Origin of the sequence: Streptomyces sp. NPDC091377 (assembly GCF_044757045.1) — a bacterium.
Classification (GTDB): Bacteria; Actinomycetota; Actinomycetes; order Streptomycetales; family Streptomycetaceae; genus Streptomyces.
In genome coordinates, this window is record NZ_JBIVUE010000018.1 from 130751 (window position 1) to 142640 (window position 11890).

Consider the following 11890-nt stretch of genomic DNA (forward strand, 5'->3'; position numbering starts at 1 on the left):
GACACATCCGGCGCACCGCCGGGACACGATGGTGGCGACGACATCCGACATCCCGTCAGGGAGAGTGATGAGACCACTGATCCGCAGTCTGCTCGCCACCGCCGCCCTCCTCACCCCCGCCGCCCTCCTCACCGTCCCGTCCGCGGGCGCCGTGACCGGCTGCGCCTCCTCCGTGCCCTACGTCTCCGGACAGGGCGGCTACGCCACCTACCGCATCCCCGCGACCGTCACGACCCGGGCCGGCACCGTGCTCGCCTTCGCCGAGGGGCGGCACGACGGGGCCGGGGACACCGGGAACATCGACGTCGTGGCCCGCCGCTCCGGCGACGGCGGCTGCACCTGGGGGCCGGTCACCGTGGTGGCCGCGGGCCGGGGCGACACCCGCGGCAACCCGGCCCCCGTGGTCGACCCGCGCACCGGGGCGGTCGTCCTGCTGACCTCGTACAACAGCGGCCGGGTCACCGAGGACCAGATCATGCGCGGGGAGGTCACGCCCGAGCAGAGCCGCCGGGTGTTCGTGCAGCGCAGCACCGACGACGGGCGCACCTTCGACGCCCCGCGCGACCTGACCGCCACCACCAAGCGGGCCGACTGGCGCTGGTACGCCACCGGCCCCGGGCACGCCGTCGCCCTCACCCACGGCCGGTACGCGGGCCGCCTCGTCGTCCCCGCCAACCACTCCGCCGCCCCGCCCCCCGGTTCCCCCGACACCGGCCGGGAAGCCCGCTGGTACGGCGCCCACGCCCTCTACAGCGACGACGGCGGCCGGACCTGGCGGATCGGGTTCGTGGACGACTCCTACGACGGTGTCGGCAACGCCAACGAGTCCAGTGCCGCCCAGCTCCCCGACGGCAGCCTCTACTTCGCCGCCCGCGACCAGCACGGCAGCGGCCCCGGCAACCGGCTCGACGCCCGCTCCCTGGACGGCGGGGCGAGCCTGGAACGCCCCTACGCGGTCCAGCCGACCCTGGACGAGGTGCCCGTGGTGCAGGCGAGCGTCCTCCAGCCGCCGGGCCGGGGCGCCTCGCTGCTGTTCTCCGGGCCGTCCGTGCCCACCGCCCGCCAGTCCATGGCCGTCTGGCGCAGCACGGACGGCGGACGCGCCTTCACCAAGGCGCTGACCCTGTCCACCCGCAAGGCCGCCTACTCCGACCTCGTGGCCCTCGGCAAGGACACGGTGGGGCTCCTCTACGAGACCGGGGGGGCGGGGGCGTACGAGACGATCGAGTTCCGCCGGATCGCGCTGAGCGACCTCGAAGGACCGTAGGACCGGATCCCGGGCCCTGGAGGAGAGGGCTCTAGAGCAGTCCGGCCGCCGCCAGGTACTTGCCGACCTGCTGGACCTCGTCCGCGGACAGCGGGATCTGGGGTGCGGCGGTGGCCGGGCAGTCGATGACGCCCCGCAGGTGCAGGGCGGCCTTGAAGGCGCCCAGGGCCGACGAGCTGTCGCCCATCCGGGCCGGGTCGCCGACGCCGGTCATGCCGAACAGGGCGCACAGCCGCTCCTGCTCGGCGCGGGCGCGCTCGGGGTCGTCGGCGCGGCACAGCCGGTAGAGGCGGACGTACCCGTGCGGGTCGACGTTGGCGAGGCCGGGCACCGCCCCGTCGGCGCCCAGCGCGAGCGCCGCGTCCATGACCACCTCGGAGCCGGTCAGCACGCTGAAGCCGGGCACCGCACGGGCGCCGAGGACCACCTCGCGGAAGCCGCCGAGGTCACCGCTGGAGTCCTTGAGACCGGCCAGGGTGCCGTCGGCGGCCAGGTCCAGGACCAGCCGGGGGGAGAGCTTGCTGTGCACCGAGCGGGGCAGGTCGTAGGCGACGACCGGGACCGGGCTGCGCTCGGCGAGCAGCCGGTAGTGGCGGGCGGTCTCGGCCGGATGGGTGCGGGTGTAGAAGGGGGCGGTCGCCACGACCGCGTCCGCGCCCGCCTCCGCCGCCGTGACGGCGTGGTCCAGCACGCGGGGCGTGGTCATGTCGATCACACCGGCCAGCACGGGCAGCGAGCCGCCGGCCCGGCCCGCCACCGTCTCCACCACCAGCCGCCGCTGCCGGTCCGTCAGATAGGCGGCCTCCGAGGTGGAGCCCAGCACGAACAGTCCGTGCACCCCGCCCTCCACCAGATGGTCGACCAGCCGCAGCAGCGAGGCCACATCCACCTCGCCGGCGGGCGTCAGGGGCGTGCAGACGGGCGGGACGACACCGGTGAGCGGGGCGGGCAGGGGCATCAGTTCTCCCGTGGGTGGGTCCGGCGGGCGAGGTCGCGGGTCGACTCGTCCTCGTCCACAGGATGGTGGCAGCGGAAGCGGTGACCGGGCGCCGACGCGGCCGAGAAACCCGGCATTTCGTCCGCGCACCGATCGTCGGCCTTCCAGCACCGGGTGCGGAACGGGCAACCGCTCGGCGGCCTCGTCGCCGACGGCACCGGGCCCACCAGCGGGATCGGATCGATCGGGTGGAGCAGTCCCGGCGTCGCCGAGAACAGGGCGCGGGTGTACGGGTGACGGGCGTGGTCGGTGACCCGGGCGGCCGGGGTCTCCTCCACGATCCGGCCCAGATACATGCTGATCACCCGGTCGCTCATCCGCCGGACCGTCTGGATGTCGTGCGAGACGAACACCAGCGCGAGCCCGAGGCGTTCCTTGAGGTCGAGCAGGAGATTGAGGATCTGGGCGCGTACGGAGACGTCCAGCGCGCTCGTCGGCTCGTCCGCCACGACCAGCGCGGGATCGAGGGCGAGGGCGCGGGCGATCGCCACCCGCTGGCGCTGCCCGCCGGAGAGCTGTCCCGGCAGGGCGTCGGCCAGCGCGGGCGGCAGCCCGACCAGCGCCATCAGCTCCCGCACCCGCTCCTCGCGCCCCATCCGGTCGCCCCGGCCGTGCACGTCCAGCGGGTCGCGCAGGATCTGACGGACGGCCAGCCGGCGGTTCAGAGCGGTCGACGGGTCCTGGAAGATCATGCCGACGTTCCCCCCGACGGCGGCCCGGCGGGCGCCCGGCGCCATCGTCCACAGATCGCCGCCGCGCACCTCCACCAGGCCCGAGGTCGGCCGTTCCACCCCCACCAGCACCTTCGCCAGCGTGGACTTGCCGCAGCCCGACTCGCCGACGACCCCCACCGTCTCCCCGGCGGCGACGGTCAGATCGGCCCCGGTGAGGGCGTACACCCGGTCCCGGGTGAAGACCCCGCCGCTGCGCGCCTTGTGCACCACATGGGCGTCCACGACCCGGACGAGCGGGGGCCGCGGCCCGGCCTCGTCGAGTCCGTCGGGCTTGAGCAGCGCGTTCACCCACCCACCCCGCTTCCCGGGCCGTCGGCCTGCTCCGGCTGGACGAGCGCGTTCACGCCGTCACCCCGCTTTCCGGATCGTGGGTGTCGAGAGGTCGTCGATCGTGAGTGTCGAGGAGTCGTCGATCGGGGGTGTCGAGGGGGCGTCGATCGTGAGTGTCGAGGGGGCGTCGATCGGGGGTATCGAGGGGGCGTCGGCCTTCCCGTACCGCACGGGGCCGTCATCCGACCGCCTCGCTCGGGGTGGTCACCGCATCGGTCGCCGGATGGTGACAGGCCGTCCGGTGGGTGTCCGGGCCGCTCAGGACCGGGGCCGTGGTGTGGCACAGGTCGGTGGCGAGGGGGCAGCGGTCGGCGAAGCGGCAGCCCGCGGGGAAGTCGGCGGGGGAGGGGACGACGCCCTTGATCTGCGTCATCCGCTCGGCCGCGCTCTCCAGGGACAGGACGCTGCCGAGCAGACCGCGCGTGTAGTGGTGGGCGGGGGCCTCCACGAGGTCGGCGGTGACCCCGCTCTCCACGATCTGACCGCCGTACATCACCACCACCCGGTCGGTGATGTCGGCGATCAGCGCCAGGTCGTGCGAGACCAGGATCAGCGCGAAGCCCAGCTCGGCCCGGAGCCGCAGCAGCAACTGCATCACCTGGGCCTGCACGGTGACGTCCAGCGCGGTGGTCGGCTCGTCGGCGATGATCAGCTTCGGGTCGCGGGAGAGCGCCATGGCGATCAGCACCCGCTGGCGCTGGCCGCCGGACAGCTCGTGCGGATAGCTGCGCAGGGTCCGCTCGGGGTCGAGGCCGACCAGGGTGAGCAGTTCGGCGGGAGGGCGGTGCCCACCCCGTCGTACGACCTGTTTGAGCTGGGCGCGGATGGTCATCGCCGGGTTCAGGGAGGACAGGGCGTCCTGGTAGACCATCGCCATCTCATGCCCGAGCAGCCGGCGCCGCACCCGCATCGGCCGGGCGAGCAGGTCGAGATGGTCGAAGCGGACCTGTCCGCGCACCCGGGCGTCCCGGGGCTGGAGCCCCATCACCGTCAGCGCGGTCAGCGACTTCCCGCACCCCGATTCGCCGACCAGCCCCAGCACCTCACCGGGCCGCACCTCGAAGCTGATGCCGTCCACGATGTCCACGCCCCGGTGCCGGCCCTCGAACCCGATGGCCAGGTTCTCCACCTCCAGCACCGGCCGGCCCCCGGGCAGCGGCCGGGCCCGGGAGCGCAGCCGCCGCGCCGCGTCCGTGAGGCCGGGCAGCGGCAGCACCTCCCCGGTGCCGGGCTCGGCGGCCTCCAGCCGGTCGTGGTGCTCCTCGTGGGGGCGGCCGTCGGCGCCCTTGCGGACCGGTACCTCGCGGGGCGCGGGCGCCGCCCACGCGTCGGAGACGCCCTCGGAGAGGATGTTCAGCGACAGCACGGTCACCAGCATCAGCAGCCCGGGGAAGACGGTCGCCCACCAGCCGCTGGTCAGCACCATGTTCTTGCCGTCCGCGATCACACTGCCCCACGACGGGTCCGGCGGTCTGACCCCCGCCCCGATGAAGGACAGCGACGCCTCGAACACGATCGCCTCGGCCACCTGCACCGTGCAGAACACCAGCACCGGCGCGGCGCAGTTGATCGCCACGTGCCGCCACACGATGTGCGGGGTGCGCGCCCCGATCACCCGCTCGGCCGTCACATAGTCCTCGCCGTACTGGTCGAGGATGTTGGCCCGGACGACCCGGGCCACCGGCGGGGTGAACAGGAACGCGATGGCGCAGATCAGTACGGTGATGCTGCCGCCGAACACGGCGATGAGGACCGCCGCGAGCGCGATCCCCGGGAACGCCATCACCACGTCCAGACAGCGCATCAGCGTCTCGTCCACCGCCTTGCGCGAGGTCGCCGCGACCGCCCCGGTCAACGCCCCCGCGAGCAGCGCCAGCAGGGTCGCCCCGAGCCCGATCGCCAGCGACCAGCGGGCCCCGTACATCAGCCGGCTCATGATGTCCCGGCCGAGGCTGTCCTGGCCCATCCAGTGGGCGGCGGAGGGCTGCCCGGTGCCGTCGACCGGCGGGAACTGCGCCAGCGGGTCGTACGGCGCCAGCAGCGGCGCGAACACCGCGACCAGCACCACCAGCGTCAGGAAGCAGACGGCCACCTTCGACAGCAGCGGCAGCCGCCGCCAGCCGCGCAGCCGGACACCGGGGCGGGAGAGCGCCTCCGTCAGCGCCCTACGGGTCATGATCATGAGGCCGAGTCCCTCAGTCGCGGGTTGACCAGCAGGTACAGGATGTCGATGACGAGATTGACGACGACGAACCCGATCGCCGTGGTGAGCACGACCCCCTGGACCACCGCCGGGTCGCCGTTCTTCACCGCGTCGATCATCAGCTTGCCCATGCCGGGCAGCGAGAAGATCGTCTCGATGACCACCGCCCCGCCCAGCAGATAACCCACCCGCAGCCCCAGCACCGTCAGCGGGTTCATCAGCGCGTTCCTGAGCACATTGCGCCCGACCACCACCCGGGGCGGCAGCCCGCTGCCGATCGCCGTACGGACGTAGTCCTTGTCCAGTTCCTCCACCACCGACGTCCGGACGATCCGGGTGAGCTGGGCGGCGACCGGCAGCGACAGCGCCAGCGCGGGCAGGGTCATCGTCCGCAGCCAGCCCGTCACCGAGTCCGCCGGGTTGATGTAGCCCCCGGCCGGGAACCAGCCCAGGCCCACCGCGAAGTACTGGATCATCAGCAGCGCCAGCCAGAAGCCCGGCGCGGCGACACCGGTGAGCGAGAGGATCCGGATGACCTGGTCCGGCAGCCGGTCCCGGTAGATCGCCGCGGTCACCCCGCCGACCAGCGACAGCACCACCGCGATGCCCAGCCCCAGAAAGGTGAGCTGGATGGTCAGCGGCAGCGCCGTCAGCACCTGGTCGGCGACCTCGCCGCGGGTCAGCGCGCTGGTGCCCAGGTCGCCGTGGAGCAGATCGCCCACGAAGTGCAGGTAGCGCATCGGCAGCGGATCGAGCAGCCCGTGCTCCTCGCGGAAGTCGTGCAACTGCTGGGGCGTCGGATTGGCGCCCTGGAAGAACGCGGACGCCGGATCGACGTCCGAGAAGCCCATCACCACGAACACGAACAGCACGATGCCGAGCATCAGCGGCACCAGCAGGGCGATCCGGCGGATCAGGATCCTGACGACGGCGACCACGCGCGACTCCCCTTCGTCAGACCCACTCGGCCTGGAGCAGATTGATCCCCGGATACGGCTGGGCCCTGACCCCGGTGAGCCGGCGCGGGTCCCAGGCGGTCATCAGCGCGTTGTGCACGACGGGATAGAGCACCGCCTGCTCGGCGACGATGTCGATGCAGTCCTGGACCATCGCCCTCTTGCGGGCCGGATCCGGCTCCCGGGTCGCCCGGTCCATGTCCCGGAACAGCCGCTGGGCCACCGGGTCGTCCGCCCACCGGGTGTAGCCCATCCAGAGGTTCTCGGGACCGTAGTTGTAATGCATGATCAGATCGGCGTCGAGACCGAACTGGTTGGGGTTCGAGGCGGCCACCACCACCTGGTAGTCCTGCTTCTGGTCCAGCTTGGTGAAGACGGCCGTGGTCTCCTGCGGGGCCAGGGTGGTCTCCACCCCGATCGCGTCCCACGAGGACTTGATGGTCGGCAGACAGTCCATGATCCAGCTCACGTTCACCGCCGTGATCTCGACCTTCAGCCCGCTCACCCCGGCCGCCTTCAGCAGCGCCCGCGCCTTGTCCGGGTCGTGGTCGTAGACGGTCCCGGCCCGCCGGTACGCCGGGTTCTCCTCGTTGAGGAACGAGGTCGCCGCCCGGCCGTGGCCCTTGAGCGCCACCTCCACGATGGTGCCGGTGTCGATGGCGTGGTGCAGCGCCTGCCGCACCCGTACGTCCCCGAACGGCTTGTGCCGGGTGTTGAACATCAGGAACAGGTTGTTCATCCCGGCCCCGCTGCCCACCGCCATCCCCCCGCTCTCCAGCCGGGGGACATTGGCGTACGGGATGTTGTCCGCGATCTGCACCCCCGCCCCGGCGCCGGAGATCATGGCGACCCGCGGGGCGGCGTCCAGGATGGTCAGCCAGTTCATCTTCCGGAACGCGGGCGGGCGCGGTCCGTTGTAGTCGGCGAACGCCTCGAAGGTGGTGTTGGACTTCGGATGGTGCGCCGACTGCCGGTACGGTCCCGAGCCGATCGCCACGCCCTTGATCGCGTCGTCCCAGCCGCCGGGCCGGGCGTACACGTGCCGCGGCATGACCTTCGCCAGCGTCAGCCGGGAAAGCCCGTCCGGGAACGGGAACTTCAGCACCAGTTCCACGGTCCGCGCGTCGAGCCGGCGGACCCGCTCCAGCCAGGACGCGAAGAACCCCTTGGCGAGGGTCGGGGTCCGCGGATCGAGGATCCGGTCGAAGACGAACACCACGTCGTCCGCGGTGACCGGCCGCCCGTCGTGGAACCGCGCCCCCGGCCGCAGGGTGAACCGCCACACGGTGGCGGCGGGGTCCGCGGGCACCCGGGTGGCGAGCGCCGGGTAGGGCCTGCGGGTGATCGGGTCGGTGTCGAGGAGCCCCTCGTAGATGTGGTTGTTCGCCGCCATGGAGAACGCCGACGCGGTCTGCGTCGGATCCCAGCTCCCGTCGTTGCCGTACCCGATCACCGCCGTCATGGTGCGGTCCGCGCCCGTGCCGCCGCCGGTGTAGATGGTCGACTCCGGCCCGCACGCCCCGAGCGACGCCGTCCCGGCCGCGGCGCCCAGCGCACCGGCGTACTTCAGGAACGACCTGCGGGGCGGGGCCGGAACGTCAGGGGTCACGTCGCGCACGGGTCCTCCGGAGGTGGGGGAGAGGGAGGCGTGAGAGGTGGGGGAGGGGTGAGATGGAGGAGATGGAGGAGATATGGGTGGATTCGGGAGCTTCGGGTATGAAAAAGCGGAGATATTACGTTCTACCTTGTGGACAGCGTGACCATAGGAAAGGGCGTGGGGGTGGTCAAGCGATCGCACACGAATGGCGTAGATGCCACAGGTCGTGCCCGTGATGGAGCGATTCCGGGTGCGAATGGTGGTGCGAAATGACGGGAGTTGACCCGGGGCGGGTCGGGACGGTGCGGGGAGGGGCAGGGCGGGCCAGGGAGGGGTGTGGCGGGGCGGGATGGTGGGTGGCGGAGGACCGGCTCTACGCCGACCCGCTCGATGTCACCGGGGACGGCGTGGAACCCCTGAACGCCACCGTCGGTGAGGCCGCCGGGCGGGGGCTGCGCATCCGGCTCCGGCCGACGCTGGGGGACCGGCCGCCCGTGGACATCGTGGAGCATCCCGCGGCTGCGGCGGGAGGGCGCCGGCGTGGAGGTGAGCGTCGGCTGCGAGTTCCGGCTGCTGTTCGTGCCGGGGATCGTGCCCGGTGACATCGCGGCCGAGGTGACATCGCGGTCGAGGTGACATGGCGGTCGAGGTGACAACGCGGTCGAGCGGATCCGGAACCTCATGAACGGCACCGTCGACCTCATCGCCCGCCGATATGCGGCGGCTCGTCGCAACGCCTTGCCCTCCTGGACGAACGCCGGTTCTTCACGGTTCCTCGAATTACCCCTCAACTGCTCGAAAACACCGCCGATTTGCTGATTCGCGCACGGGGGCGACTATCGGCCGTGAGTTTTCCGGCCGAGGTTTTCCCGGGGGTGTGGCGCGGGAACGGTCCCGACATCACCCCAGGAGCCCGCAGGGGCTCGTGGCCATGACCAACACCCCTGAATGGCGAGGCACTTGTACCCCGGCGGAACAAAACAGCCGGTGAGTCTACGGGTTGCCACGGGTCCGCGAGGCCAAAAGCTTCAGATACGGAAAAGCCGGGGAGTCACGGGGCAGCACAGTGTTCGGCGCGAGACGCCGAAGAGGTGGAGGGAACCTTGAAGGAATTGCGGGCCGCAGGCGAATACGCCGGGATTTCGCCGGTGACCGGGCGCCCCGGGGCGGTTCTGCGATGAGCACGCCGAAGCCGCCGATCGGCTCGTACGTCATCGACACCCGGACCGGCCGCCCCGGCGTGGTCATGGGACACGAGGGCCCGTACGTCCAACTGCGCCCCGTCGGCGGGGGCCGCGAGTGGGACTGCGTCCCGGAGTCACTCCACCACCTGGCCCCTACCGGGGAACCGGGTGCGGCGGGCTGTGCGGTGGCGTCGGCCGACGGGGCGGATCGTCCAGGGGAGCCGGTCGTACCGATGGGCGCCACGGTCGTACCGACGAGCCCCGCCGAGGAGGCGGTGGGTTCGGGGAGCCGGGTCGAGGGGCCGGTCGGTTCTGCACGGGGTGCGGAGGACCCGGTCGGTTCGGTGCGGGTCGCTGCCGCCGAGCGCTCGGGGCCTGTGGTGGGTGCCGTGGAGCCTGCGGTGGGTGCCGTGGAGCGTCCGGTGGGTACGGCGGGTGCCGCTGAGTGCCTGGCCCGTCCGGCGACCGTCCCCGAACGGACGGCCCGCCCGGCCCACCCGCTGGTCCCCCCGGCCGAACGCCCCGCTCACCCGTTGATCTCCCCGGCCGAACGCCCCACCCACTCGATAGTCCCCCCGGCCGTCGCCGAGCGGACCGTCCGGCCGGTCGGTCCCGGCGAGCGGCCGGGCTGTGCGGCGGGGACCCCGGAGCGGGTGGTGCGGGCGGCGGGCGTCCCCGAGGGGCCGCCCCGGGCGGCGGTCACCCCCGAGGCGGCGCGGGAGAACCCGCACGACCCGGTCCGTGACCGTCTGCGCGGGCGCGGGGATGTTCCTTGACGGGGCGGGTACGGACGCCGGGCGGGTGGGCGAGAATGGGGGCATGAGCCTCTTCCGCGACGACGGCGTCGTCCTGCGCACCCAGAAGCTCGGGGAAGCCGACCGGATCATCACCCTGCTCACGCGGGGGCACGGGCGGGTGCGGGCGGTGGCGCGCGGGGTGCGGCGCACCAAGTCGAAGTTCGGGGCCAGACTGGAGCCGTTCTCCCACGTCGACGTGCAGTTCTTCGCCCGGGGCAGTGAGCTGATCGGGCGCGGGCTGCCGCTGTGCACCCAGAGCGAGACCATCGCGGCGTACGGCGGCGGCATCGTCACCGACTACGCCCGCTACACCGCCGGCACCGCCATGCTGGAGACCGCCGAGCGGTTCACCGACCACGAGGGCGAGCCGGCCGTGCAGCAGTATCTGCTGCTGGTCGGCGCCCTGCGCACCCTCGCCCGCGGCGAGCACGCCCCGCACCTCGTCCTGGACGCCTTCCTGCTGCGCTCCCTCGCCGTCAACGGCTACGCTCCGAGCTTCGGCGACTGCGCGAAATGCGGGATGCCGGGTCCCAACCGGTTCTTCTCGGTCTCCTCCGGGGGCTCGGTCTGCGTGGACTGCCGGGTGCCGGGCAGCGTCGTACCCTCTCCCCAGAGCCTGACCCTGCTCGGGGCGCTGCTCACGGGGGACTGGGACACGGCGGACACCTGTGAGCCGCGGTACGTACGAGAAGGCAGCGGTCTGGTCTCCGCCTATCTGCACTGGCATCTGGAGCGCGGTCTACGGTCCCTGCGCTACGTCGAGAAGTTCGCCGCACAGACGGAGACCTGAACCCTCATCCCCGACCCTTCATCCCCGACCCTTCATCCCCGACCCTTCATCCACAGCCCCTGATCCCCCGATCCCAGATCCCTGATCCCCGATCCCTGATCCCTGATTCTGACCCTGAACACAGCACGGCAAGAGGAGCGAGACGCACATGGTGGTACGCGGAATCCTGGGACGCCAGCGCCGCGAGTACAGCACGCCGGAGCCGCACCCCTCGGGTGCCCGCCCCCCGAAGCTGCCCGGTGAGCTGATCCCGCGCCACGTGGCGATCGTCATGGACGGCAACGGCCGCTGGGCCAAGCAGCGCGGCCTGCCCCGCACCGAGGGCCACAAGGTCGGCGCCGAGGGGGTCCTCGATGTCGTTCAGGGCGCGATCGAGATGGGCGTCGGCAGCATCTCCCTGTACGCCTTCTCCACCGAGAACTGGAAGCGTTCACCGGAGGAGGTGCGCTTCCTGATGAACTTCAACCGCACCTTCATCCGCGCGAACCGCGAGCGCCTCGTCGAGCTGGGTGTCCGCGTGCACTGGGTGGGCCGTATGCCCAAGCTGTGGAAGTCGGTGGTCAAGGAGCTCCAGGTCGCCGAGGAGCGGACCAAGGACAACGACCGCCTCACCCTGTACTTCTGCATGAACTACGGCGGCCGGGCCGAGATCGCCGACGCCGCCCGGTCCCTCGCCGAGGACGTCAAGGCCGGCCGGCTCGATCCGGCCAAGGTCAACGAGAAGACCTTCGCGCGGTACCTCTACTACCCCGACATGCCGGACGTCGACCTGTTCCTGCGCCCCAGCGGGGAGCAGCGCACGTCCAACTACCTGCTCTGGCAGAGCGCCTACGCCGAGATGGTCTTCCAGGATGTCCTGTGGCCCGACTTCGACCGCCGGCACCTCTGGCGGGCCTGTCTGGAATTCGCCTCCCGGGACCGCCGCTTCGGCGGGGCCATCCCGAACGAGGAACTGCTGGCCATGGAGGGCAAGCAGAGCTAGCCGGGTTCTGGGGGGCGGCTGCCCCCCAGAAAGGGGCGGGCGGCAGCCCCAGA

At 72.1% G+C, this 11890-nt stretch carries 10 protein-coding genes and 1 pseudogene; 5 read left to right on the top strand and 6 right to left on the bottom strand.

What is annotated here, in order from left to right; all coding sequences use genetic code 11:
* Positions 1–67: 67 nt before the first annotated feature.
* Positions 68–1267 (top strand): exo-alpha-sialidase, encoded by a 1200-nt coding sequence (locus ACIQNG_RS31180; RefSeq protein WP_401489617.1) that lies wholly within the window; start codon positions 68–70, stop codon positions 1265–1267.
* Positions 1268–1298: 31 nt separating this feature from the next.
* On the opposite strand, the gene ACIQNG_RS31185 is transcribed toward ACIQNG_RS31180, so the two are convergent.
* The 6 genes from ACIQNG_RS31185 to ACIQNG_RS31210 all read right to left on the bottom strand — a co-directional run bounded on the left by ACIQNG_RS31185 (position 1299) and on the right by ACIQNG_RS31210 (position 8105).
* Positions 1299–2225, bottom strand: a complete 927-nt coding sequence (locus ACIQNG_RS31185) for a dihydrodipicolinate synthase family protein (RefSeq protein ID WP_401430356.1) — start codon at positions 2223–2225, stop codon at positions 1299–1301.
* A complete protein-coding gene (locus tag ACIQNG_RS31190; RefSeq protein ID WP_401430701.1) occupies positions 2225–3277 on the bottom strand; it encodes an oligopeptide/dipeptide ABC transporter ATP-binding protein in 1053 nt (350 codons plus the stop codon). The genes ACIQNG_RS31185 and ACIQNG_RS31190 overlap by 1 nt, the downstream gene beginning before the upstream one ends.
* 69 nt (positions 3278–3346) lie before the next feature.
* Positions 3347–3499 carry a hypothetical protein gene (locus tag ACIQNG_RS31195; protein WP_401489619.1) on the bottom strand — a complete coding sequence of 51 codons (153 nt, stop codon included), beginning with the start codon at positions 3497–3499 and terminating at the stop codon, positions 3347–3349.
* Positions 3500–3506: 7 nt separating this feature from the next.
* Positions 3507–5510, bottom strand: a complete 2004-nt coding sequence (locus ACIQNG_RS31200; protein ID WP_401489621.1) for a dipeptide/oligopeptide/nickel ABC transporter permease/ATP-binding protein — start codon at positions 5508–5510, stop codon at positions 3507–3509.
* A complete protein-coding gene (locus ACIQNG_RS31205) occupies positions 5507–6469 on the bottom strand; it encodes an ABC transporter permease (RefSeq protein ID WP_401430352.1) in 963 nt (320 codons plus the stop codon). Before ACIQNG_RS31205 ends, ACIQNG_RS31200 begins: the two co-directional genes overlap by 4 nt.
* Before the next feature lie 16 nt (positions 6470–6485).
* Positions 6486–8105 carry an ABC transporter substrate-binding protein gene (locus ACIQNG_RS31210; RefSeq protein WP_401430350.1) on the bottom strand — a complete coding sequence of 540 codons (1620 nt, stop codon included), beginning with the start codon at positions 8103–8105 and terminating at the stop codon, positions 6486–6488.
* Between the two features lie 344 nt (positions 8106–8449).
* On the opposite strand from ACIQNG_RS31210, the pseudogene ACIQNG_RS31215 reads away from it, so the two are divergent.
* The 4 genes and pseudogenes from ACIQNG_RS31215 to ACIQNG_RS31230 form a co-directional block, all read left to right on the top strand.
* Positions 8450–8699 (top strand): annotated as a pseudogene (locus tag ACIQNG_RS31215) (abortive phage infection protein); the annotation flags it as partial.
* A 562-nt stretch (positions 8700–9261) separates the two neighbouring features.
* Positions 9262–10044 carry a hypothetical protein gene (locus tag ACIQNG_RS31220; RefSeq protein WP_401489674.1) on the top strand — a complete coding sequence of 261 codons (783 nt, stop codon included), beginning with the start codon at positions 9262–9264 and terminating at the stop codon, positions 10042–10044.
* A 43-nt stretch (positions 10045–10087) separates the two neighbouring features.
* A complete protein-coding gene (gene recO, locus ACIQNG_RS31225) occupies positions 10088–10855 on the top strand; it encodes a DNA repair protein RecO (RefSeq protein ID WP_401430348.1) in 768 nt (255 codons plus the stop codon).
* 148 nt (positions 10856–11003) lie between these two features.
* Positions 11004–11837, top strand: a complete 834-nt coding sequence (locus ACIQNG_RS31230; RefSeq protein WP_401430346.1) for an isoprenyl transferase — start codon at positions 11004–11006, stop codon at positions 11835–11837.
* The last annotated feature ends 53 nt before the right edge of the window (positions 11838–11890 follow it).

What these genes read in the sequence shown, in the direction of transcription:
- ACIQNG_RS31185 (WP_401430356.1), bottom strand. Translation starts at nt 2,225, where the DNA reads ATGCCCCTGCCCGCCCCGCTCACCGGTGTCGTCCCGCCCGTCTGCACG.
- ACIQNG_RS31230 (WP_401430346.1), top strand. Translation starts at nt 11,004, where the DNA reads ATGGTGGTACGCGGAATCCTGGGACGCCAGCGCCGCGAGTACAGCACG.
- ACIQNG_RS31220 (WP_401489674.1), top strand. Translation starts at nt 9,262, where the DNA reads ATGAGCACGCCGAAGCCGCCGATCGGCTCGTACGTCATCGACACCCGG.
- ACIQNG_RS31180 (WP_401489617.1), top strand. Translation starts at nt 68, where the DNA reads ATGAGACCACTGATCCGCAGTCTGCTCGCCACCGCCGCCCTCCTCACC.
- ACIQNG_RS31200 (WP_401489621.1), bottom strand. Translation starts at nt 5,510, where the DNA reads ATGATCATGACCCGTAGGGCGCTGACGGAGGCGCTCTCCCGCCCCGGT.
- recO (WP_401430348.1), top strand. Translation starts at nt 10,088, where the DNA reads ATGAGCCTCTTCCGCGACGACGGCGTCGTCCTGCGCACCCAGAAGCTC.